The 25139-nt window shown below is 44.3% G+C and carries 19 protein-coding genes and 2 tRNA genes; 3 read left to right on the top strand and 18 right to left on the bottom strand.

Annotated elements, in window-relative coordinates:
- The first annotated feature begins 126 nt into the window (after positions 1 to 126).
- On the top strand, positions 127 to 717 hold the full coding sequence (locus VP98_RS15985; protein WP_046176408.1) for a TetR/AcrR family transcriptional regulator: 591 nt from the start codon (positions 127 to 129) through the stop codon (positions 715 to 717).
- A gap of 24 nt (positions 718 to 741) precedes the next feature.
- Positions 742 to 1878 carry an FAD-dependent monooxygenase gene (locus VP98_RS15980; RefSeq protein ID WP_046176407.1) on the top strand — a complete coding sequence of 379 codons (1137 nt, stop codon included), beginning with the start codon at positions 742 to 744 and terminating at the stop codon, positions 1876 to 1878.
- Positions 1879 to 2204: 326 nt separating this feature from the next.
- On the opposite strand, the gene VP98_RS15975 is transcribed toward VP98_RS15980, so the two are convergent.
- Positions 2205 to 3041 carry an alpha/beta hydrolase gene (locus VP98_RS15975; protein ID WP_046176406.1) on the bottom strand — a complete coding sequence of 279 codons (837 nt, stop codon included), beginning with the start codon at positions 3039 to 3041 and terminating at the stop codon, positions 2205 to 2207.
- 234 nt (positions 3042 to 3275) lie between these two features.
- Positions 3276 to 3755: a 23S rRNA (pseudouridine(1915)-N(3))-methyltransferase RlmH gene (gene rlmH, locus VP98_RS15970; protein WP_046176405.1), complete on the bottom strand. Its 480-nt coding sequence runs from the start codon at positions 3753 to 3755 to the stop codon at positions 3276 to 3278.
- Between the two features lie 251 nt (positions 3756 to 4006).
- Between rlmH and VP98_RS15965 the strand changes: the two genes are divergently transcribed.
- On the top strand, positions 4007 to 6289 hold the full coding sequence (locus VP98_RS15965) for a glycerophosphodiester phosphodiesterase family protein (RefSeq protein ID WP_046176404.1): 2283 nt from the start codon (positions 4007 to 4009) through the stop codon (positions 6287 to 6289).
- Between the two features lie 93 nt (positions 6290 to 6382).
- Here the strand turns inward: VP98_RS15965 and VP98_RS18655 are convergent, their stop codons facing one another.
- The 16 genes from VP98_RS18655 to VP98_RS15890 form a co-directional block, all read right to left on the bottom strand.
- Positions 6383 to 6541: a CxxH/CxxC protein gene (locus VP98_RS18655; protein ID WP_082087960.1), complete on the bottom strand. Its 159-nt coding sequence runs from the start codon at positions 6539 to 6541 to the stop codon at positions 6383 to 6385.
- The gene (locus tag VP98_RS15960; protein ID WP_046176403.1) at positions 6541 to 7740 is read right to left on the bottom strand and encodes a S1C family serine protease; all 1200 of its coding nucleotides are present in this window, start codon (positions 7738 to 7740) and stop codon (positions 6541 to 6543) included. Before VP98_RS15960 ends, VP98_RS18655 begins: the two co-directional genes overlap by 1 nt.
- A 172-nt stretch (positions 7741 to 7912) precedes the next feature.
- Positions 7913 to 8707, bottom strand: a complete 795-nt coding sequence (locus tag VP98_RS15955; protein ID WP_046176402.1) for an MBL fold metallo-hydrolase — start codon at positions 8705 to 8707, stop codon at positions 7913 to 7915.
- A gap of 22 nt (positions 8708 to 8729) precedes the next feature.
- Positions 8730 to 9536 carry a two-component system regulatory protein YycI gene (locus VP98_RS15950; RefSeq protein ID WP_046176401.1) on the bottom strand — a complete coding sequence of 269 codons (807 nt, stop codon included), beginning with the start codon at positions 9534 to 9536 and terminating at the stop codon, positions 8730 to 8732.
- Positions 9523 to 10851: a YycH family regulatory protein gene (locus tag VP98_RS15945; RefSeq protein ID WP_046176400.1), complete on the bottom strand. Its 1329-nt coding sequence runs from the start codon at positions 10849 to 10851 to the stop codon at positions 9523 to 9525. The genes VP98_RS15950 and VP98_RS15945 overlap by 14 nt, the downstream gene beginning before the upstream one ends.
- Positions 10848 to 12677, bottom strand: a complete 1830-nt coding sequence (walK, locus tag VP98_RS15940; RefSeq protein ID WP_046176399.1) for a cell wall metabolism sensor histidine kinase WalK — start codon at positions 12675 to 12677, stop codon at positions 10848 to 10850. Before walK ends, VP98_RS15945 begins: the two co-directional genes overlap by 4 nt.
- 5 nt (positions 12678 to 12682) lie before the next feature.
- Positions 12683 to 13393: a response regulator YycF gene (yycF, locus tag VP98_RS15935; RefSeq protein ID WP_046176413.1), complete on the bottom strand. Its 711-nt coding sequence runs from the start codon at positions 13391 to 13393 to the stop codon at positions 12683 to 12685.
- Between the two features lie 186 nt (positions 13394 to 13579).
- Positions 13580 to 13652 (bottom strand) — tRNA-Phe (locus VP98_RS15930).
- A 242-nt stretch (positions 13653 to 13894) separates the two neighbouring features.
- Positions 13895 to 13971: transfer RNA gene (locus tag VP98_RS15925), tRNA-Asp, on the bottom strand.
- 281 nt (positions 13972 to 14252) lie between these two features.
- A complete protein-coding gene (locus VP98_RS15920; RefSeq protein WP_046176398.1) occupies positions 14253 to 15539 on the bottom strand; it encodes an adenylosuccinate synthase in 1287 nt (428 codons plus the stop codon).
- A gap of 359 nt (positions 15540 to 15898) precedes the next feature.
- Positions 15899 to 17263, bottom strand: a complete 1365-nt coding sequence (dnaB, locus tag VP98_RS15915; protein WP_046176397.1) for a replicative DNA helicase — start codon at positions 17261 to 17263, stop codon at positions 15899 to 15901.
- Positions 17264 to 17322: 59 nt separating this feature from the next.
- Complete coding sequence (rplI, locus tag VP98_RS15910; protein ID WP_046176396.1) at positions 17323 to 17772, bottom strand: 50S ribosomal protein L9; 450 nt, start codon at positions 17770 to 17772, stop codon at positions 17323 to 17325.
- Entirely contained in the window at positions 17769 to 19742 is a 1974-nt protein-coding gene (locus tag VP98_RS15905; RefSeq protein WP_046176395.1) for a DHH family phosphoesterase, read from the bottom strand. The genes rplI and VP98_RS15905 overlap by 4 nt, the downstream gene beginning before the upstream one ends.
- A 68-nt stretch (positions 19743 to 19810) precedes the next feature.
- Positions 19811 to 20740, bottom strand: coding sequence for a YybS family protein (locus tag VP98_RS15900; RefSeq protein ID WP_197076612.1), 930 nt, complete (start codon positions 20738 to 20740; stop codon positions 19811 to 19813).
- Positions 20741 to 20923: 183 nt separating this feature from the next.
- Complete coding sequence (locus VP98_RS15895; RefSeq protein WP_046176394.1) at positions 20924 to 22900, bottom strand: methyl-accepting chemotaxis protein; 1977 nt, start codon at positions 22898 to 22900, stop codon at positions 20924 to 20926.
- A 117-nt stretch (positions 22901 to 23017) separates the two neighbouring features.
- Positions 23018 to 25012, bottom strand: coding sequence for a methyl-accepting chemotaxis protein (locus tag VP98_RS15890; RefSeq protein WP_231584203.1), 1995 nt, complete (start codon positions 25010 to 25012; stop codon positions 23018 to 23020).
- Positions 25013 to 25139 lie beyond the last annotated feature (127 nt).

The following is a 25139-nucleotide window of genomic DNA, read 5'->3' as shown; positions in this document are numbered from 1 at the left end:
TTATTTCCTGCCCGCATTCTATATACGCCAGCTCGCTTTGGTGCTCATTTGACAAGCAGAAAAAACAGTATTATTATGACTGTAGTCATTAAATGACTATGGTCATAATGAGAAGGGAGTAAGATCATGCTAAGAGAATCGCGTAAAAAGGAATTAAAGGAACGAATTTTTTTACAGGCACTCCAGCTTTTTCAGGAAAAGGGGTTTGAACAGGTTACGGTTCAGGAGATTACAGCCAGGTGCGGCATTGCGAAGGGAACCTTTTTTAATTATTTTGCTAAGAAAGAAGACATCTTGCTTTATCTTGGAGAATCCCAGATCGATTTATTGCAGCAGAGCATAGAAAAGCATCGGGATGTCGACCATCCTAAAGAACAAATTATGTGTGTGTTAGATGATCTGCTTATTCACTTTTCATCACATAGCGAACTCATGAAACTGGCTTCAATGGAAATTATTAAGTCGGTTTCCCTCGCCGGAAAAGAATCAAAAAGCGTTCAACAATTGCATCTGCAGCTGGCATCCATGATCGACAGTGCAAAACAAAACGGTAAACTGCATAGCCGCTGGGAAACGGATGTCATCGCCACAGCAATTGTCGGCGTCTATTTCCATACGGTTCTGTCATGGACACTGCTGGAAGCCCAATATACAACCATAAGCGAATCCTTTAGGAAACAATTTGATGTCGTATGGGAAGGTATTGATCGTAACTAGGAAACTAGGAGGTGGAGATAATTTATGTCACAGACAATCCTGATCGTAGGTGGCGGAATCGCAGGTCTATGCTCTGCGATTACCTTGCAGCAAATAGGGATGAAGGTAAAAGTATACGAAAGAAATACCGCGCCAGCTGCTGCTGGCGCGGGTATCATTATCGCTCCGAATGCTTTGCAGGCGCTGAAGCCATACGGCATTTCCAGCGAGATCATTCGCCAGGGTAATCCAAGCGATGGCTTCCATATACTATCGGATCGAGGCCGACCTATCAATCAACTTGCAGTTCCTTCCGGCTACGGCAGCTTACATTCCATCCATCGCAAGGACCTGCATCATATTCTTTTATCTGCTCTCCCTCCCGGCACGGTAGAATGGGGGAAACAATTTTTGCGACTTGAGCAAAAGGATAATCACGTGCGGGTTGCGTTCAGTGACGGCAGTCAAGCGGCGGGCAGCCTGGTCGTCGCGGCGGACGGCATCCACTCCAGCATTCGCAAACAGATTTTTCAAAAAGATACGTATCGCTATGCCGGCTATACCTGCTGGCGCGGTGTTGTTTCTGTTGACGGTCTTCCACGCTTATCTCATCGTTTTATCGAGACATGGGGAACAAAAGGCCGTTTCGGCATTGTCCCGCTGCCAAAAAACAAAGTGTATTGGTATGCACTTATCAATGCCCGCCAAAGTGATCCCCGTATTGCGAATTATTCTACAAAGGATCTGCACCGCCTGTTCCAGAACTATCATGACCCCATACCAGATCTTTTGTTGAAAACGACATCCCATGACATGATCCATCGCGATATCGTGGATATTGCACCTATGAAATGCTTCTACTCGGATCGAGTTGTTTTTATCGGCGATGCTGCTCATGCTATTACCCCCAATATGGGACAGGGAGCCTGCCAGGCGATTGAGGATGCGCGTATTTTGGCCGAATGCCTTCGCATACAGAGCAATTATCAGGAAGCATTCGCAGATTACGATGCCAGACGCAGAGAGAGAATCGGACAAATATCAAATCAATCCTGGAAGATTGGAAAAATGGCACAATCAGAAAGCTTCCTATTCACTAGTATCAGAAATCAACTAATGAAGCATGCCCCTGAAAGGATCTATCGCAGCCAGGCACAGCGCTTGTACAAGTTTCAGCTCTAAGGGTAAAGCCGTCAATACTATTTAGCCGCAAACCCTAGAAATAACTTTCTTCCAACAGTCCCGTCTGCCTCTTAGAGCAAAAGCAACACGAATAACTACTGCTTCGTGTTGCTCTCTTCATAACAATTCGGTTTACTTTTTCCGCAAAAAAATTTGCGACATTTATGGGACAGTTCTTCGTCGTGTATCTAAATGAATTTTTTTATTGATTACTTCTTTTAGCCTTTTGTTTCTATCCTTTGAATGAATTGTTTCTAAAATTCCATCTACTATTATACTGATTAAAATTTGCAATACATTTGAACCAAATAAAGTGAAGGACTATATCATGGCTGAATCAGCCAACGATGAGCCTCAGCAAATAGCGGTCCCCACGTGGATTCGTGATGCGTTCCGCCTGGAATGACGTCGAATCGAATTCTGCTATCCTTTACCCCTGCTGCGTTCAGCGTCTGGATGACCAGCGCGATATGCTCGTGGGCAGTCCGGTTGAACTCTGGATTATCGGTCTCCTGTTCTCCGATGCTCAGATAGAGGCGAAGTGTAGGAGAAATGACCGACTGCTGAATTAATCGGATGATTGCGCCGTTGTCCTGCCACATAACGAAAGAAATGCCGCCCACCCGGTTGAACTGAGCAGGATACCGAATGGCGGTGTAGAGCGATATATACGCACCGAACGAGCTTCCAACAATCATTGTATGCTTCGGTCCGGGAAGAGTCCGATAGTGGCTGTCGATATATGGCTTGAGCGTCTTCGCGAGGAACTCAGCATAAGCGTCGCCTTTGCCTCCGAAGCCATATTCCGCGTTAATTATGAAATTATACTCATCGTTGCGCTGATCGCCACCATTATCTACAGCGACCACGATAGCCTCGAGCGCAGGTTCATCAATTGTTATTTGCTCCAGCGTCTCATCGACACCCCACTCGCTTCCCCAAGATGTCGCTTGATTAAACACATTCTGCCCATCATGCATATATATAACGGGATAACTGCGAGCGCCTTCGTTATAACTTCTTGGCAAGTAAATCCATACTCTCCGCTCCGTCTTCAGTTGCGGAATTGGAAATGCTTCGATTACCTTGACGTTACCAGTAATGGTATGCTTCGTATCGTCGGTCAGAATTTCTCTCCACGACAAAGCAGTGCTTTTCATCATACATGACTCCCCAGGTAATATTTACTATTAACTTAAAATTCGGCTAGACAGCTATCAATATATATTACCTTATTATATAATTGCTTGTTGTATCATTAAACAAAAACTGACACAATTATTAGGAACATAAAATAGCAGTAAATTCCTCAGTTAATGTCGAATATAGTATTTTCACTGCAAAGTTCCAGCCTATATTAGGACTGGCACTTTTCTGTTCATTACGATAAACCTCATTTACTTATGATACGGTTCACCGCGGTTAATCCGGAAACTCCTGTACACCTGCTCTACTAAAATCAGCCGCATAAGCTGATGGGGAAATGTCATCGGCGAAAATGAAAGCTGTTCGTCCGCTCTCTTCAGTACGGTTTCACTCAAGCCGAGTGAACCGCCGATTACGAAGGCAACCTTGCTTTTCCCGTAGGTGGCAAGCTTGTCAAGACCGGCTGCTAGCTGCTCGGATGTCTTCATTTTCCCATTGATCGCAAGGGCAATCACATGAGCATCCTGGCCAATTTTAGACAAAATTCGTTCTCCTTCTTTTTCTTTTACCTGATTCATTTCTGCTTCGCTTAGAAGTTCAGGCGCTTTTTCATCAGGCACTTCGATAATATCAATTTTTGCATAAGCAGATAAGCGTTTCACATACTCGTCAATGCCCTGCTTTAAATATTTTTCTTTTAGTTTTCCTACTGTTATAATCGAGATATTCACAGTCAGCTCCACCTTACAAACAATTTACAAACATATTATCCACAGAAGTTATCCACATATCAACAACCATTTTATTTATATTTTACCATAGTATCCATTCATAAATATCGTTCTTTTGTTCGTGGCTTTTTTATTTTCAAGGTAAAAAGAACGAATTTTCGATATTTTTCGCCAACTTATTATTCTCTTTATATTCTATTAATAATTTCCTGCCAGAATAGACGGCGAAGTCTATTAAAGGAGGAATAGAAATGAAAATGAAAAAAGCAGTACCCTTATTTTTAGCGGCCGGCGTATTTTTTGCCCCGGCAGAAGGGGTTCCCCTTCACACTCTTGCAGCGGAGGCCGTTTTATCTGAAACATTTGATGCAGCCGTGCTGCCGGCCGGCTGGGAAGTTATCCAGGGCCAGGCAGCTGTTCAAAATGGTTCCCTCGTTTTATCCTCTCCTTCCACATCACAGCCAGCTCGTGTACTTGCGCCCGAATCTGTTTCAGGCGGCGATTATGTGATCGAAGCAGATATGACGTTTGTTTCTGCGGTTGAAGATACGCGCTGGGCCTCTGTTATGTACCGGGTTCAGGGCACTGACTATCCCTACTATCAAATGGCAGTCCGGCGCGGTGCCAGCGCATTAAATGGAGTGGAATTTGCGCTTCGCAATGCCAGCAACCAATGGTCCGTGCTCAATAAAGCGCCATACAGCGAGACATTTGCCTACAATAAAACCTATCAATTAAAAATCATCTCAAAAGGAAATCGCGTGCAGCAGTACATAAACGGCCAGCTTGTGATTGATACTGACCAGGCGTCCGCTCTTCAGAAAGGCCGTATCGGCTTTCAAGCAGCCGGTGCCACTGTTAAATTTGACAATATTGTTGTGTCAGATCAAACAGAAGATCTTCCTTCCTTATCCGACACAGGCGCTTTTTTAGGTGATCAGCCTGAAACAAATTTATTAAATGCGCCGACGATTATTTCGGAAATTCCCCGGCTTGAACAGCAGGAGGGCGCTTCTTCTATGATGCTCCAGCCTGCTGCTGACTTATCAGTAGAAGGAACGCCTTTACGCACGTATTTAACTGAAATGGCCGGTAAAACAATTCCTTTAATTAAGCTTGATGATAAAGAAACAGCCCGGAAAACCGCTCAGCTGCTTCGTGAGCTGTCTGTTCAGGATGTACACATTGTTTCTGCTCAGGCATCCATTTTAAAAACAGTAAAAGAAATGGTTCCTTCTGTGCGCGGTGCGCTTGTTTATAAGCAATCCTCACTTAACAAGCATGATATAAACCAATTTATTCAAGCGGTTCATGCGTCAGGCGCTAAAACCGCCGTACTTCCGCAAAAACTATTGACGGCGGAGATGGTCCACACTTTCCATACCCGGGCTGTTTCTGTCTGGGGTAGTATGGCCGGTGACTCGGAGCTTGATGCGCATCAATTGATTCACGCAGGGGTTGACGGTATTATTACGGAAAACACTGAATCAGCTGCCGCGGCGTTCAGCCGCTATCCAGAAGGGACGCTTGTTCAACGGCCTGTGGTCGCTGCTCACCGCGGTATTCCATCTCTTGCCCCTGAAAACACAATGGCCGGCTACCAGATGGCATATGAACTCGGAGCAGATTTAATTGAAACAGATGTCCAGAAAACAAAGGACGGCGAGATTGTTATTATGCATGACTACACTGTTGACCGAACCACCAATGGAACGGGCAGTGTAAAAGATTTAACACTGGATTATATTCAGTCTCTTGATGCCGGCTCTTATTTTGGAGAAGAATTTGCTGGTGAAAAAGTGCCGACATTCCGGGAGTTTTTGCAGAATTTTAAAGGCAAAGACGTTATTTTGCTGGTAGAATTAAAAGCCGATGGCATCGCAGAAGACACGATTCGTATTATTGAAGAAGAAGGAATGCTCGATCAGGTAGTCCTGCAAAGCTTTCATTTAAACAGCGTAGCCCAATCTGTCGCTTCTGCTCCGGGTATACCCTCCGGTTATTTATATTCAGCAGCTGTACCTGGCACGGAAACAGCAAGATTAACTGACGCGCGCGGTATGTTAAATTATGCCTCCCGCTTAAATGCAACGCTTAATTCCAGCTACAGCAGCTTGTCTCCTGAGTTTACATCGTATCTTCGCCAGCGTGGTATGATCAGCTTTCACTGGACATTCCGCAATGAAGAGGACTTTGGAAATCAGCTTCAAAACGGCTTAATCGGACCAATTACCGATTATACACAGTGGCTGACCGAGGCGCCAATCCGGATTGAAACTCCGATCAAAAAACGAAATTTAAAAATTGGCCAGTCTGCCTCCATTCAAGCAAAAGCATTTTTAAATTATCGAACTGAGAAAAAAGAAAATATTGAAACCACTCTTTTTTCATCCAGTGATATGATTAAAATTGACGGGAACACCATTAAAGCAGAAAAACCCGGCACCTCTTATGTATTTGCCCGGCATACCTTTGAGATGCTCGGCCAGGAGTGGAATCTTGTCTCTGAACCGATAGAAATAATTGTTAAATAATAAAAAATTCCCGTTATCAACATGTTGATAACGGGAATTTTCTGAATTTATCCACATACCCACAGATTCCATCCACATTTTCTAAACGAAATATTACTTTCCTATCGTATAAACAGCCAGATTTTCACAAAAATCACACGAGACTGTTTCCGCCGCTTTTTCCATTAAAGGAGCTGTTTCATATTCGTCAACAGCAATATCGAGTGCCAGCTCTACATGCTCAAGGCAGCAGGCCATTTGCTGCTTTTCCATTATAAATCACTCTCCGCTACTAGCTTCATATCGGTTTCCTGCTGTTTTCCATCGCGATAATACGTCACCTTCACGGTATCACCTGATTTTTTATTGCCGTACATATATTTGCGAAGAGCAATAACATCCTGAACAGCTTCACCGTCCAAAGCCGTAATAACATCATATTCCCGCAGGCCGGCTTTTGCGGCTGGCGAATTTGTGAGTACTTGCTCGATAATAACGCCTTCTTTAATATCTTTCGGCAGCTTTAATGTTTGCTGCTGATGATAGGATGGCAGCTCATTCAGGTTTTGAAGAGTAACACCCATTGCCGGCCGTTTCACTTCACCGAATTTTTCTAAATCCTGAATGATCGGCAGGGCTGTATCAATTGGAATAGACAAACCAATTCCTTCAACTGCATTCTGGGCAATTTTCATTGAATTGATGCCAACAACCTGGCCGGCGATATTTACAAGCGCTCCGCCGCTGTTTCCCGGGTTGATTGCTGCGTCCGTCTGCAGCACTTCCGCCTGCCAATCGTTAACCATATCTCCGTTTAAATCAACCGGAATGGCACGCTCCAGGCCGGATATAACCCCCTGGGTAACAGAGCCCGAGAATTCAAGCCCGAGCGGGTTCCCAATGGCGATGACCGGCTCACCGATTTTAAGGGCCTCAGAATCGCCGAATTCGGCTACCTTCCCCACATTGGCTCCGCTGATCGTCAATACAGCCAGATCCGTCCATACATCACCGCCTAAGAGTTCCGCCGGCTCTTTTGTGCCATCAGCAAGTGTCACCTCAAGCTGCTGGGCTCCTTCAATAACATGATAATTGGTTACGATAAAAGCTGTGTCTCCGTCTTTCTTATAAATAACGCCGCTCCCAGTGCCGGCTTCCTGCGTAGTTGATCCTGCTCCAAAAAAGTCCATCGTTTCTTGAATATTGGTAATCCCAACCACTGCTTCCTGTGCTTTATCAACCGCCTGGGTCACATCGGTTGTGACATCAAGCGACACCTGTTCTGAAGTGCCCTCTGATTTATTTTCAGAAACCGATACACCTTCATTTTCATTTTGATAGTCTACAATCGCTGGAAGAGTAGCGACAACAAGAGCCGCTCCAATCACAACGCCGGCAAGCCCTGACAAAAAGTAGCCGCTTTTTCCGCCGCGCTTGTTTCTTCCTGTACGCCCTTCATCATAATAGCCCAATACGATTCATCCTTTCTGCCAGCTTATTGTTTCACTGTTTTTAGCGTCTATTCTAAAAAAATTATACGCTTTTGCTGAAAAAAGAAGCAAATTATACGCCGCCTGCCAAACTTTTCATTAGATGCTTTTCTCTTTTCAGCAAAAAACGTTCCGGGAAGCCCGGAACGTTTTATCAAATTACCGCCAGCGGTGTTGGCACCTTTGGATCGGTATCGTATAAATGAAATTGATGGCCCACACCCGCGTCTTTTTGCTCGAGTGTTTGCGTTACGCTCATTTTTGCGAGTTCTTTCATGTTGTTATCCGCACTTAAATGCGCCAGGTAAATACGTTTAGTCCGCGATCCAATTACATCACTCATCGCAAGGGCTGCATCTTCATTTGATACGTGCCCCACGTCACTTAAAATGCGCTGCTTAATACTCCACGGATAGCGTCCCATCCGCAGCATGCCGATATCGTGATTGCTTTCAAATACATATGCATCTGCGTCAGAGATGAGCCCTTTCATGCGGTCACTTACATAGCCGGTATCCGTAATAAGCACAAGCTTTTTATCTCCCTGATGAAAAATATAAAACATCGGCTCTGCCGCATCATGCGATACACCAAACGACTGGATATCGACCGAACCAAATGTTTTCACCGTTTCTGTCTCAAACGTAAATTTCTGGCTGTCATCAATCGTGCCCGTTAAACGGTCCATCGCCCGCCACGTTTTTTCATTCGCATAAATCGGCAGCTTATATTTTCTCGCCAGTACGCCAATCCCTTTAATATGATCGCTGTGCTCGTGTGTTACAAAAATACCGGATAAATCGGCAATTTTCCGTCCAATGGATGCAAACAGCTCTTCCATTTTCTTGCCGGAAAGACCCGCATCCACAAGAAAGGAATGGCCATCTGACTCTACGAAAATCGCATTGCCGGTGCTTCCGCTGGCCAGTACACTAAATTGCATTGTCATACCGTTCACTCCAGTTATATTACTACGATTCTTTTTCATTTTGATAAATAGATCCATCGAATGCATTTACATATACTTCTTCAGTAATATCGCCACTTTCAAGCTGAAAATACCAGGTGGGCGATAAAACCTGCAGCGACTGGCTTTCTGTTAAATCTTCTACCGTATAATAGCCAAGCTCCGCATCATTGATCTTATCACCCGGCTGAATAAGCCCGTTTGTATAAAGCGCATCAATCGCGTTAAGCGCCGGCAGGATGGCTTCCTCGTTACGGTTGTCCTCTGTACTTTCAAGCACCTTTTGAGAATAGCCGATAATGTTTTCTTCTTCATCAAGTGTCAGGGTCAGCATGCCGTACGCATTTTTAAACAGCTTTTCCCCTTCAATTTTTTGGTAGTACGTAACAGTGGCCGTTTCATCATCGTTACGGCTTTTGCCCCAGTAAGAATAATTGCCGCCTTGAAAAACGTTATTTTTCACGAAAGAATTTAATTTTTCACGCTTTGCTCCTTCTGTATCATAAGGCTTGTCCAGCGTGCTAACGATTTTTTGGCCTTCCTCTCTAATATCCCATTGCTGTTTTGTTAAAAAAAGCAGGTCCTTTTCTGAAAAAATTTTCGGTTTTGCGACAATACGAGACATTTCCCCGGAATCAGCCGGCAGTTTTTCATAGGTTACGCCGTCTTCCTTCAATTTATCTTCAATGGATGCCGTTTTAATAACTTCAAAGCGGGAGGCACTGTATTTATTAAAAAACATGACCGCCAAAAAGATATCCAAAACGAGGAACACAGCAATAAAAATGGTTTTTGTTTTACTCCAATCCATCTGCCTGCCCCCCTTCGTCGACGGCCAGCTTCTGCCATATACCGTTATACTGATAATACCAGTACGGCTTCAGTGTTAAAATTTTACGGGACTTCGGCTCCAGTGTCATTTCGTAGCCGACTCTCATCTCAGTCAGCAGAACCGGGTCAATCGTTTCCATGCCAAGAACTTGATTTAACGCCTCCTGGCCGCTTTGCAGTTCAACAGTAGTTTCTTCAGGCAGCGGCTGATTCAGGTTTATGATAAAAGAAGAGCGGTCATAGGAATAAATGCGGTCCTTTGCCCAGGTTTGTGAAAGCTCCGTCATTCCTGTAGAACTAAAAACAGGAAAGCTGCCCAGAAATAAACGATAGCTAATACTCGCTGATCCTGGTTCTGCTTTAAACAGCCGGTAATTGTCTACCCAGCCATTATGTTCATTTACAAAATTAATGCTTTTTTCAATAAGCTGGTCAAGCGGCGTGGCCTGGGCAGTTTCCGCCAGATTTACATACTTAATCATGCCTGTATCACTTCTGACCCGCATAAAGCTTGAACCATCTGTATACTGGTCATTTCCTGCATTTGAGCCTCTTTTTACATAACTTGGATCCTTAAAGAGAGCCTGCTTAAACGTTTCTGCGCTTATTTTTTCGGGATAATAATAATTTCGAACCGGTAAAACAGGCGGTTCCTCCTCTACATATAAAAGAGTTCCGTTTGGAACCTGATAAGCAATGTATGGTTCCAGACTCTCAGACTTTTCCATATAGCGGCTTTTAAACTCGCCCAGAGACCTTGCCTCAATCTGGCTTTTAAAAACAAGCCTTTCCTGCACGGAAATAAAATAAACAAACGCTTTGTTTTCCTGATCTGCTTCTGTAATAACAATACGATTAAACACCGCATTTGGCACAACCGTGTCATTGAACGAAAACATCGTTTTTATTGTATTAAAGGGGACAAAAGAAGAAAAAAACAGTTCCACATGGGATTCTCCAGACAAAAGCCTGGAAAATTCCGTCTCGTCCAAAGAAGTGGATACATTTTGCGGCTCAAAAAATGTCCAATGGGACATTTCTTTCATCACCCAGTCCAGCTCCTGTTCAGAAACAGTCCCATAATGCTCGCTGACTTGATGTGAAATAATCTTCGACGGCTTTAACAGCTCAGAAATTTTGCGCTGCTCGCCAATCTTTGCTTCTGTTACAATTTCTTCTGCACCATCCGCAATTGTTTCATATGACGGCTGGTAATTCCAGATTCCCCACGTAAAAGCCAGACTGATCAGCACAAGAAGTGCAAGTGCTCCGGATTTAATTTTTTCGTAATTCATTCCCAATCATCCTCTTCGGAAAGATCCGCGGGCAGTGTAAAGAAAACCGTTGTTCCTTTTCCTTCAACACTCGTTGCCCAGATGTGGCCGCCGTGCGCGGTAATAAGTTCTTTGGCAATAGCAAGCCCAAGTCCTGTTCCGCCCATTTTTCTAGAACGTGCCCGATCGACCCGGTAAAAGCGTTCAAAAATTCGCTCCAGGCTTTTTTTAGGAATTCCCATGCCCTGGTCGCTGATGCTGATTTGAATTGTGTTTCCATGCTCTTCAACCTTAAAAGAAACAAGCCCGCCATCAGGTGAATATTTAAGGGCATTGGAAATGATATTATCGATAACCTGTGTAAGCTTGTCCTGATCAATTGTCACATAAATTGGATAACGGGGCAGCTTGCGGCGGAAAGTTATATCACGTGATTTTGTCATTTCAAACCGGTCAATGATTTTATTAAAAAACTCAATAAAATCGGTATCTTTTTTCGTTAAGTTGTATTCCTGGCTGTCAAATTTTGATAACTGAAGCAAGTCATTGACAAGCCGGATCATCCGCTCTGTTTCTGTTTGTGTTACATTCAGAAAGTTCGGCGCGATATCGGGATCCTGCCAGGCGCCGTCGGCAAGCGCTTCTAAATAGCTTCTCATCGTTGTTAATGGTGTCCGAAGTTCGTGAGACACATTCGTGACAAACTCGCGGCGTTCCATTTCAATTTTTTCCTGCTCGGTTATATCGTGAAGCACCGTAATCAAACCGTTTACAAAGCCCGTTTCTTTTTGAATAACAGAAAAATTGGCCCGCAGGACATACGGACGGTCATGTGTGCTGTAGTCTAAAATAACGGAATCCTGCTCATTTAGCAGGTCATCAAATGAATAATCCTCTTCTAAATTCAGCAGCGAGATAATAGGCTGGGAAATGACTGTTTCACGTGAAACGCTTAACATTTTAGAGGCCGGCTCGTTAATTAAAATAACGCGTCCGCGGCGGTCGGTTGCGATAACGCCGTCTGTCATATAAGAAAGAACCGAGGACAGCTTCCGACGCTCTCCTTCCGTGGTTGCCTGTGCCTCCTGAAGCCGCTTTGTTAAGTTGTTGAACGTGACCGCCAGCTCCCCGATCTCATCCTGGCCGTACACTTTTACCTTGCGGGAAAAATTCCCTTTCCCCAAAGCAACCGCCTGCCGGCGCATATCGGTAATAGGCCGGGTAATTGTCCTTGCGAGTGCAATACCGAGAACAGCCGTCAGGGCCAGTGCCAAAATAGCTGCTGAAAACAAAATTTCATTTATATCGTCCAGCTGGGTGAATACTGTTTCAATATCTCCTATCAAGTAAATAGCGCCTTTAACTTCACTGTTGGAGAAAATGGGTTTCGTTAAAACCCAGACGCGTTTTCCGGTCTTTTCATCCACGTACATTTCGTCTTTCGTTTGTCCGGCTGATAAAGCCCTCTTAACAGATATTTCTGTCATCCGCTGGCCGACCATACCGCGGTTATTCGGCTCTGAGGTTCCGATAATCCGATTTTGCTCGTTAATGACGCGCACTTCGATAATATCCTCTGCTGAAGCCGTAGATTCTTCTAAAATACGCTGGATATCCTGCTCAAGTGTTTTGGATTGTTCATCACGCTTTTTCTGCATTTCTTCGCTCAGGTTGTACTCAAGCAGGTTCATGCGCTGCTGTAAAGACGTTTGAAAGTTTGAGGTGAATTTTTCCTCAAGGGAATTAACAAAATATACGCTGATAATCTGCATTGCAAACAAAATCAGCAATACATAAATCAGTACAAATTTCATTTGAATGGAACGAAAAAAGCCTACTCGTTTCATTTATATTACTCCTGTTCAGGATTGCGCAGGTAGTAGCCGACACCTCTTCGCGTTACAATCCATGACGGATGACTCGGGTTGTCTTCAATTTTTTCACGGAGACGGCGCACCGTTACGTCAACTGTCCGGACATCTCCATAATAATCATAGCCCCAGACCGTCTGAAGCAAATGCTCACGTGTCATGACCTGGCCAATATGCTTTGCCAAATAATGAAGAAGTTCAAACTCACGGTGAGTCAGCTCGATTGTTTCACCGCGCTTCGATACGATGTATGCATCCGGGTGAATGGTCAGCGCACCGATTGTAATTTCGTTTGTTTCTGCGTCTTCTTCTTCTTGAACCGGTACTGCCTGATGGCGGCGCAAATTCGCTTTTACACGGGCAATCAGCTCCCGCGTGGAAAAAGGTTTTGTCACATAATCATCTGCCCCGAGTTCAAGCCCCAACACTTTATCAATTTCAGAGTCTTTTGCAGTCAGCATAATAATGGGCATTTCGTATTTTTTCCGCACTTCGCGGCATACTTCCATTCCATCACGGCCCGGAAGCATAATGTCCAGCAGCACAAGATCCGGCTGCATTTCTTCCACCATTTCAACCGCCTGGTCGCCATCATATGCACATTGCACATCATAGCCTTCTTTTTTTAAGTTGAACTGCAGAATATCTGCAATCGGCCTTTCATCATCCACAACCAATATTTTTTTTTGCATCATTTATGTCCCTCACTTTTAATTTCGCTGAGTAAAAGGCAGCTTCAAATATTATATTTTATCATACTTCTGTTTCTTTCGCTTTTCTTAACTTTACCACGATAAATGAATAGAAGCATCCTGCAATTCACAGGAAGAAATAACAAAAAGCACCACGGGAGCGAAATCACCGCGATGCTTTTTCGATGGCTCAGGACGGAATCGAACCGCCGACACAAGGATTTTCAGTCCTTTGCTCTACCAACTGAGCTACTGAGCCGGAATTATGTATAATTTTATTAAACTGAGAAACAGTTATTCTTATTCCGATCCACTTAGCTGCACCTAAAGAAGTCAGGAAAGAATAATTCAGCATACCGGCCAGCCAGGCTGCCGAAGCTTGCAAACTAGTATTCTTCAAAAAATACAACGGCCGTTATCCTTGAAGGACAGTTCATAGGTTCAAACGGCCGCCATAAAGACATAACATAACATAACATAACGATAAGGTTAAAGTAAAAATGGCGGTCCGGACGGGACTCGAACCCGCGACCTCCTGCGTGACAGGCAGGCATTCTAACCAGCTGAACTACCGGACCATTTATATTACATTGTTTCCTAGCAACGTTGTTAATAGTATCACATGCATTGAAAGGTGACAATACATTTTCACTACATTTGTCGAAAAAAAAAACGAACGACTTATTAAATATTTGACAATCAGGCGTCTATTCCCAAACATTTGAGAGAATTCCTACAATATTATACATATTTTTCACTTTATATGGATTTTAATCCAGGTTTTTATACATATCATTAATCGTTTCCTAAAAAGTCAAAAAGGCTGCCTTCCTCAAGGCAGCCTTTCTTAATACCCCTGTCAGCTCCACACACTGCGGACCACATTCGTCTGGTTACGATCTGGTCCAACAGAGAACACAGACAATGGAATGCCTGTAAGCTGGGATACACGCTCAATATAATGGCGGGCATTTGCCGGAAGCTCGCTTAAGTCTTTCACTCCCGTAATGTCCTCTGTCCAGCCTGGAAGCTCTTCATAAACAGGCTCGCATTCTGCCAGTGTACGAAGATTAGCCGGATATTCTGTAATCAACTCACCTTTGTACCGGTATGCTGTACAAATTTTCAATGTTTCAATTCCAGTCAGCACATCAATCGAGTTTAATGACAAGTCCGTCAGTCCGCTTACCCGGCGCGCATGGCGTACAACTACACTGTCAAACCAGCCGACACGGCGTGGACGGCCTGTAGTAGTGCCGTATTCACGGCCGACTTCACGGATTTGATCTCCGATTTCGTTCTTCAATTCTGTTGGGAAAGGTCCATCTCCTACGCGTGTTGTGTAGGCTTTGGATACACCGACAACATGGGTAATTTTCGATGGGCCGACACCGGATCCGATGGTAACGCCGCCTGCCACCGGATTTGATGAGGTAACAAATGGATAAGTTCCCTGGTCGATATCCAGCATTACACCCTGAGCTCCTTCAAACAAAACACGGCGTCCTTCATCAAGCGCGTCGTTCAAAACAACCGACGTATCGCAGACAAGATCTTTAATCTGCTGACCATACTCATAATATTCGTCTAGAATATCTTCTACTTTGAAGCCTTCCGTTTCATAAAAACGCTCCAGCAGACGATTTTTCTCGGCGATATTATGGGCTAGTTTTTCTTCAAATGTTTCACGGTCAAGCAAATCAGCCATCCGGATTCCCATCCGTGCCGCTTTGTCCATATAAGCAGGGCCAATTCCTTTTTTCGTTGTGCCGATTTTATTGGCGCCCTTGCGCTCTTCTTCCACTTCATCAATTTTCAAGTGATACGGCAAAATAACATGCGCACGGTTTGAAATTCGAAGATTGTCCGTTGACACCCCGTGTCCATGCAAATACTCCAGCTCTTTTACAAGCGCTTTCGGATCAACGACCATGCCATTTCCAATTACACAAATCTTATCCGGATAAAAAATACCGGATGGAATTAAATGAAGTTTGTATGTAACACCATTAAATTTAATTGTATGTCCCGCATTGTTACCACCCTGGTAACGTGCCACGACTTCCGCATTCTCAGAAAGAAAATCTGTTACTTTTCCTTTTCCTTCATCGCCCCACTGTGTTCCGACTACTACTACTGATGACATTTTTTGCACCTCCGAAGGTTCATGAAAAACGTTTTGTCAAACACGTTCATTTTACCAGTAAAAAACTTGGTTCGTCAAACAGAAAAGACGAACATTTTTAAATTTGTTATTTTTTTTATTCGTTTTTATGACAAAGATCAAGATAAACGCTGTCATTTAATAAAAAAAAGCCAGCGATTGGCTGGCTTGAGAGTATAGACAAAGTTAGAACTCAGGCTGATTGAAAGCGCCTGTCTTTCAAGAAACGCGGCCGGCCGGGAAGCGGAGTGACCTTTTGGGGTCATGAGCATTCACAGCCGGCAAGTGACGCCGAAAGCGTGCGTTTGTCAACAGCCTGAAGCCAGCGGATTGGCTGGCTTTTATGCTCCGGGCGGCGCGCCCATTTCATCCATGCGCCGCTCTACATTTACGAATTTATTGTATTCTTTAACGAAAGCAAGCTCGACTGTTCCGGTTGGGCCGTTCCGCTGCTTCGCAATAATAATCTCGATCATATTTTTGTTTTCTGATTCTTTGTCATAATAATCATCCCGGTACAGGAAAGCGACAATATCCGCATCCTGCTCAATAGAGCCTGATTCCCGAATATCGGACATCATCGGGCGTTTATCCTGGCGCTGCTCAACCCCACGGGAAAGCTGGGAAAGAGCGATTACGGGCACCTCAAGCTCCCGGGCGAGTGCTTTCAAAGAACGGGAAATTTCCGATACTTCCTGCTGCCGGTTTTCGCCTGAACGTCCATTTCCTTGAATGAGCTGCAAATAATCAATTAAAATCATGCCGAGACCCTGCTCCTGCTTAAGCCGGCGGCATTTCGAACGAATTTCTCCAATCCGGACTCCGGGCGTATCATCAATGTAAATCCCGGAGTTGGACAGGCTGCCCATTGCCATTGTGAGCTTCCGCCAATCTTCATCTGTTAACGCACCAGTCCGCAGGCTTTGCGCATTGATATTCCCTTCCGCACAAAGCATCCGCATAACAAGCTGCTCCGCTCCCATTTCAAGACTGAAAATAGCCACCGTTTCATCTGTATTAGTCGCCACGTTTTGTGCAATATTAAGCGCAAAGGCTGTTTTTCCGACAGAGGGACGCGCAGCTACAATAATCAAGTCGTTCCGCTGAAAACCGGCTGTCATGCGGTCGAGTTCAGCGAATCCGGTTGGAATACCTGTAACGTCTCCTTTTCGATTATGAAGAAGTTCAATATTGTCATATGTGCGCACGAGTACGTCTTTAATATTATGAAAAGCACCGGCGTTTTTCCGCTGTGCCACTTCCATAATGCTTTTTTCTGCTTCACTGAGAAGCCCTTCTACTTCATTTTCCCGTTCATATCCGTCTGTTGCAATTGTCGTTGCTGTTCGAATCAAACGGCGCAGAAGCGACTTTTCCTCAACGATACGGGCGTAATACTCAATGTTGGCAGCTGTTGGCACAGCTGCTGCCAGTTCACTTAAATAAGAGATGCCGCCCACATCTTCAATCAGTTTTTGCGCGGCCAGGTCTTCTGTAACCGTAACTACGTCGACCGCTTTTCCATGATCGCCTAATTTCAGCATGGTTGAGTAAATCTGCTGGTGGGCATTCCGGTAAAAGTCTTCCGGGATTAATATTTCAGAAGCGACTGTTAACGCGGACGGTTCTAAAAAGATCGCCCCCAGTACAGCCTGTTCAGCTTCAATATTTTGCGGCGGCACACGGTCCGTTAATACATCGCTCATCGTTACCCTCCTCGCGAAAAAAATGTGATCAGAAGAATCCGATCACATGATTTTCCCATTTATTTTTCTTCTGTTACATGTACCTTGAGTGTAGCCATTACTTCATTATGCAGCTTGACTGGTACGTTTGTATAGCCAAGACCGCGAATTCCATCCGGAAGATCCATTTTCCGCTTATCAAGCTTGATATTATGTGTTTTCTTTAACTCATCTGCCACCTGCTTGGCAGTCACTGAACCGAAAAGGCGGCCGCCTTCGCCTGTTTTGGCATGCAATTCAACTGTCAGCGCCTCAATTGTTTCCTTCAGTTTTTTTGCTTCTTCCAGCTCTTCTGCTGCAAGAGCCGCCTGCTTTTTCTTCTGGGCGTCCAGAGCGTTTTGATTACCGGAAGTTGCTTCAACCGCATAACCGTTTTTAATTAAAAAGTTGTGTGCATAACCATCTGCCACATTTTTTATTTCGCCCTTTTTCCCCTTGCCTTTTACATCTTTTAAAAAAATTACCTTCATTCCTCTGTTCCTCCTTCAGTCATTTCATCCAGAATCCGGCATAGTTCCATTTCTGCATCTTCTACCGATACATCACGAAGCTGTGTCGCCGCGTTTGTTAAATGGCCTCCGCCGTTCATTTGTTCCATGATAATTTGAACGTTTGCTTCGCCCAGCGAGCGGGCGCTGATGCCGACTGTATCCTCTGAACGACGGGCAATGACAAATGATGCCTTAACCCCGTTCATTGTTAAAATGGTATCCGCCGCCTGGGCAATCAAGACAGAATCATAAATATAATTGTCGTCACCTTTTGCAATGGCCAGGCCTTCTTTATAAAAGTACACCGTTTCAATAAGCTGGCCCCGCTGAATATAGGTGCCGATATCTTCTTTTAAAAACTTTTGAACAAGAATCGTGTCTGCTCCATGAGTACGCAGGTACGCAGCCGCGTCAAATGTCCGCGCACCTGTCCGAAGTGAAAAGCTTTTTGTATCTACGATAATACCAGCAAGCAGCGCTGTTGACTCAAGCATTGTTATTTTCTTTATTTTCGGCTGGTATTCTAAAAGCTCTGTCACAAGTTCAGCCGTAGAAGAGGCGTAGGGCTCCATATACACCAGCAATGGATTTTTAATAAATTCTTCTCCACGGCGGTGATGGTCAATCACTACAACCCGCTCTGCTTTAGATAAAAGCCTGTTTTCAATGACAAGAGATGGCTTATGGGTGTCCACAACAACAAGCAGGGTCCGGCTGGTTGCAATTTCAAGTGCTTCTTCAGGCGTAATAATCCTTGAATAAAGAGAAGGATTCTGCTCTTTCAGCTCATTAAGGAGACGCTTAACGGCGGTATCAATCTGTGAAAAGTCAATAACAATATATCCTTCACGGTCATTTAATTCGGCAACATGGCGAATTCCCATAGAAGCGCCGACCGCATCCATATCAGGATACTTGTGTCCCATCACAATGACTTTGTCGCTGTCGGTTACAATATCACGCAGCGCATGGGAAATAACACGCGCACGCACGCGGGTACGTTTTTCGGTGGGGTTCGTTTTCCCTCCATAAAACTTTACTTTCCCTTCTCCCTGCTTGATCGCCGCCTGATCACCGCCTCGGCCAAGAGCAAGATCCAGGCTGGACTGGGCCAGATCACCTAATTCCGGCAGTGACACTGTTCCCTGCCCGATACCAATACTCAGCGTAAGCGGCGCATAATGCTTCGCTGTTTGTTCACGGACTTCATCTAATATGGAAAATTTATTTTCCTCGAGCTTATGCAAAATCCGCTCATTCATTACCGCAAAAAAGCGTTCAGATGAAATGCGCTTTAAATACATGCCATTTTCCTTCGCCCAGTTATTGAGTATAGACGTAACCAGGCTGTTTAAGTTACTCCATGTCTGGTCGTCCATTCCCTGGGTTAAATCGTCATGGTTATCAAGAAAAATAATGCCAAGCGCTGTCTTTTCTTCCTCAAACTGCTGAGCTGTGCGCTCCTGCTCTGTAACGTCAAAAAAGTACAGAAGCCGTTCATCCGGCTTTGAAAGAACCCGGAACGTTTTGCTGTTTAATTCAATCACTGCTTTTTTTTCACTTTTAATTAAAGGCAGCAGCGGTTCCGCCACTTCATACAGTGATTCATTCACAAGCGTTTCTTCTTCAAAATAAGAGGTTAAAAAAGGATTCGCCCATTCGATCATATACTCTTTATTATAAAGCAAAATGCCGATCGGCAGTTCCTGAAGTGTTTCATCCCCAACTTTCTGCAGCCGGTAAGACAGCGTAGTAACATATTTTTGCACATCTTCATGCAGCTTTCTTTCTGCCAAATATAAAAAGAGGAGCAGAAAAATCGTCAATATCATTAACCCGGCGCCGGCAAGGCGATTGTAGACAAACAGCCAGGCTGACGAGGCAGCAAGCACAAGCGCAACGACGATTATTGGTATTTGAATTAACCGCCTGTTGTAATACGAAAGCATTCGCTCCAGCTCCTCACTCTGTAGCTCCATTCGTCAATTCCATCAATGAAGCTGATTTTAAAAGCGCTTTAAGGCTTTTTTTGCATCCGCTGTCTCAAGTCAAAGCCTAAATCAATTATACCTAATAATCGGATAAGATAAAGAAGCGGAACAAAGAGAATTGATAAAACAGCTAAAATAACCGGAACTGCTTTAGGCCATTTTTTACTGTAAGCAAAATCAAAAACGAAGGACAGTCCATGTATGTATAAGCAAGCCTGCAAAATAAACATAGCATTTACATAAACATCGTACCATGCTGTCCCCGTTTCCGGCCTTGCGAAAAGGGCACCGGCCATAAACAAAAGGTAATACCATAAAATAGACCGCGGCAGCCGGACAGTCCGGAATGGCTGAAGCGGCTTTACTTCTATTCTAAGGCGCTTTAAAATTGGATAATTGACCAGCATAAGCAACAGTACAGCCACGAAAGCTGCCAGCACAAAAACCGTCGGCAGCAGCGCACCGACATATTGGATGACTGAATCAATTTCATCTTCGGAATAAGGCAGTTCCTGTCCAAGCATCGAGCTTGTTTCCAGCATCGATTGCTTGAATGTCCGGCCAAACTCACTTAAAAACGAAATATCAAACAGCAGAACAGCACCGACATACTGTATGACAATATTCATTAAAAATACAAGGCTGCCAGCCATGTAAACGATCCAGCCTTCTGATTGCCTGCGGATCATATTCCCCATCACAACGCCTGTAGTCCCATACATAACAGCAATCGGGACAGATACTACTCCGCCAGCAATAAATGACACAGCGACCGCACCAGCAAGCAGACCAAGAGCTGGCCCCGCCGGATACTTTGCACTATAAATTAAAAAAGGGAGCAGCAAAAATAGGGCGCCAGCAATTGAAACAATTGGTACATACACAGATACCATGAGCAGTACCGTAAAAATGGCCAGCATCATGGCGCCTTCCGTTATGGCATTTGTTCTTCTCACTCCAACACTCCGTTCATTTGCCATTAAAACAGCAGTCTCTTTCTTTATTCTACATACCTTTAGTCCCTCCTTCAACTTTAAAACAAAAGAAGCCCGAACACAAGATCGGACTCCCTTGAAGCGCTTTTGAAAAAGCTCCGTTTTACATTCAGCGCTTTAGCACTATGGCTTTCTCCAGGCCTCTTAAATATGAAATTGACGAATTGCTTGAATTAATTCCTCATTTAAAGAAGCAAGCTGCTCTGAAGCTGCCGCTACCCCTTCAATAGATGAAAGCTGGATTTTCGTACGGGCATGCGCTTCTTCGCAGGAAGCCGCGGAAATCCTTGCTTCTTCGGCGATAAAATCCGCTGTTTGGACAACAGCATTTTTTTCCTGATTCGCTGTGTGAATACTGTCCACCATTTGAGAAATTGCTTTTCCCATTTTCATCATAACGTTCTCTTGATTTGCAAATACTTTTTCTGTTTCTCGAACTGCTTCTGCCTGTATTGTAATATGCTTCCCTGCTTCACCGGCTGTTTCTATTGCATGATTGGAACCGAGCTGAATAGCAGCAATTTTTTTATGTATTTCCCCGGCTGCTTTATTCGACTGTTCGGCAAGCTTTCTTACTTCCTGTGCAACAACCGCAAATCCTTTGCCATGAGCGCCGGCGCGTGCCGCTTCAATCGACGCATTCAAAGCCAGCAGGTTTGTCTGCGCTGAGATATCTTCAATTACATGAACAATGCTTTCGATACGGGCCATTTCCTCAGCAAGGACGCTAATAGCTTTCATAGCTGCTTTCATTTGGCCTGCTGAGGCATTCATTGAGTCGGCTACGCTGGAAACATGCTTTGTTCCCTGATCTGCTGCCAGGGAAGCCTCGTGGGCTAAATGGGCCATTGAGTCTGCTTCGTCTGAGATCGCACTAATTAATGTGCCCAGCTCTTTTGACCTTTCCGCTGCCGTTTTTGAACTGAACGCCGAGCGTTCGGTGCCTTCTGTCAGCTCATCCAGTGCTGAAGCGGCCAATGTACCGGATTCGTTAATTTCCTGGACTGCAAGATTTAAATGCTGAATGGATTCCCGCACATTTCTCGCAGCATCGTCCGTTACTTTAACAATGCTGCGTGTTTTCACAATCATGTCATTAAAATTACGTCCCAGCTCCGCCACTTCGTCTTTCCCTGAAATTTGCACCTGGGTCTGGAGGTTGCCGCCGGCTACTTGCTTAACCGTTGCTTTCAGCTTTTGAATAGGCTTTGTAATGGTTGACGTTACCATAAAAACAACTGCCATAACAATGATAAGGACAGATAAAGCGGTAATGGCAAGAACTTTTTTCATATCATTTGATACGCCGAATACATTTTGTTTTTCATAAACTGCACCGATTTTCCAGCCGGTTTTTGCGGCCGTGTCATAGACGGTTAAAAGAGTATCGTTCTCGATAATGCCGTTTTTCTCTCCCGACAGCACTGCTCCCATAATAGGATCTTTTGATATATCCCTTCCTTTTTGGGATGGGTGAATAATGGCTTTTCCTTCGTTTGACAGGACGATCGGATATCCGTCGTAACCAATATTCAGCGCATTCATTCGATTGGTCATGCTTGTTAAATTGATGTCGGTGCCAATTACCCCTAATACCTCCTGGCCGCTTTTTACTGCCTTTGAGACAGTAATGACATAATCGCCTGTTTCACTTTCATACGGCTCACTCCATACCGGCTGGCCGCTTTCTGCCGCCTGCTGGTAAGAAAGCTCTTCTACCGGATTAAAATCCTCCGGAAGAGCTGTTGCCGGCGATCTTTTGAATGTACCGCCTGCGGAGACGTAATAGACACTAAGCGTATCCTTGTAAATATCCATATAGCGATTAAATACAGCCTGGAGCTGCTGGTCTGCTTTCCCCTCAGGAGCTGTTGTCCGGACGGAATTTGCATATTCAATAACCTGGTTTGATTCGGATAAAAGCAATATACTCTCTTCGTATTTCTGCAAAAAAGCAGAGGCCGAATTATTCAGCTCCTTTACAAAGCCCGCTGTTTGGGCAGCTGTGTCTTTCTCAAGACGCTGCTCGGTCTTATTCCCTGTGAAAATAATGATAAAAGCAAATGCACAAACAAGAACAATTGCAATAGGCAGCATAAATTTCATTCGAATTGATTTCATTATCCTACACCTTTCTCCCCATTTACACCTCCTATTATAGTTTTATAGACCCACAGTATTATGAATTGAATGTAAAGATTATATTAAAAAAGAGATGCGCCCGGGCATCTCTTTTTCTTATGATAATTTAAATTGATCGACTACTTCTTTTAACTCGATGCTTAACTCCATCAGCTGTTCCGAAGATTTCGTCACTGTCCGCACAGCTTTTAACTGTTCCTCGGCTGACGCGCTCACTTCTTCACTGGCGGCGGCTGACTGCTGGCTTGTAGAAGCGATGCCTGTCATTGTATGAATAACCGCGTCTTTTGTAAGGGCAACTTCTTTGATTTCGCTGTTAATAGTGGTAATAGATTGTTCCATTGTATCTACAAGAGCCGATAGTTTATGGAAAATCCGGCTTGTCTCTGTGACAGCTGTAATTTGTTCATCAAAATTGCTGCGTGTTTTTTTCATTTGCTCAACCGCTGTTTTGGATCCTGTTTGGATGTCTGCAATTGTTTGTCTGACTTGATCGGCAGCCTGGCTCGATTGCTCTGCCAACTTTCGCACTTCCTCCGCAACAACCGCAAAACCCTTGCCATGCTCGCCGGCACGCGCCGCCTCGATAGAAGCATTTAATGCCAGTAAATTCGTTTGAGCGGAAATATCCGTAATGGCTAGAATCACGACTTCAATAGAAGCCATTTTAGATTCCAATTCTTCAACAACTGTCTGCATGCCCAAAATATACATTTTTGTTTCATCACTTGACTGGCTCAATTCTTCAATCTGGCTGAGCCCGCTTTGATTAGCCTCCTTTGCCTCCAAAGCGGCATCTGCCATTCCATCTGCCTGTTCGGTTATAATATCGATTTGGTTCCCAAGGCTTGTTGACCGTTCTGCAGCTTCTGAAGAATCTTCTGCAGAGCGTGAAGCCCCCAGCGCAATTTCATTAACTGCAAGAGTCATTTGCTCACTGGATGCGTTTGTTTCCTCTGATACCGCGCTTAAATTTTCTGCTGACACTTTAACATCCTGAACGGATTGATTGACCTTTTGCAAAATGGTCTGCATATTTTCGGTCATCTTATTAAATGCCGTCCCCAGGTGGCCGACTTCATCGTTTGTAGTAACCGGCACCTGCACCGTTAAGTCTCCTTCTGCTAATTGAAAAGCAGATCGTTCCAGGCTGCGGAGCGGCTTTACAATCTTTGATACAATAAAAAGCGTTATGGTACTAACCAATACGAGCAGTACAATGCCTGTCCAGAGAAGAGAGCGGCCGATGGATTCGGATAAATCCAGTAGATCTGCTTTGTCATAAACAGCGGCTGCCGTCCAATTCAAACCCGGAACATTATCGAATACAATAATACGGTCTTCTCCATCCAGGCGATAATGCTTCGTGCCTTCCGGAGAAGACCCAGCCATAATTTCTTTAATCACATCTATTTTTGCCAGGTCTTCTCCCTGACGTTCGGGATGAACAATGGCCATGCCTGCAGAAGAAAACAAAATAGGATACCCTTTATGGCCTACATCTGTTTGTGTTACTCTTTCGGTTAAAACGGTCAAATCGATATCCGCTCCAATAATACCGAGGAGCCGGTCATTTGAATCATATACCGCTCTCGAAACCGTTACGACAGAAGCACCTGTCGCTGTATCTTCGTATGGCTCGCTCCAAATAGCAGCTTTTTTATTTTCCGCCTGCACATACCAGTCCCGTTCACGCGGGTCAAAACCATCTGGAAGCTCTGTCTCTGGAAAAATACGTGTTACACCGTTTTCAGCACCATAATAAATATTTGTTACTTCTTTATGTGTTTCCAAATAGCCTGTAAAAAGCTTTTTCAGCAGCTGCTCGTTCACTTTGCCGCCAGCCAGCTCGGCTGCTCCGTAAGACTGAACTGTTTCATTAAGAACTAAAAAATCGACGCTTTTTTCATATTGCTCTAAAAATGATCGGACGGTCCCCGATAAACTTTCAACAGTTCCTTCGCTTTGCGAAATAACGCTTTTTTCCACACCCCTGCCCGTTTGCCAGCTGATAAATCCAATAATAAATGCAAAAGCCAAAATCAGCGATCCTACAATCGGAATAAGCAACTTTACTTTAATAGAATTCATTTTTTTCAATCTTCTACCACCTTTTCTAGATAAAAAAACCTATGCTTATTGTACCGTTAGAGAAAAAAATATCCACTGTTTGGATGGTTTTTTTATTTACATAATTCATATTGTATTTTGGCAAAAA

The organism is Domibacillus indicus (assembly GCF_000970685.1).
In the GTDB taxonomy this organism is placed as follows: Bacteria; Bacillota; Bacilli; order Bacillales; family Domibacillaceae; genus Domibacillus; species Domibacillus indicus.
This window is presented reverse-complemented; position numbering and strand designations above follow the sequence as displayed.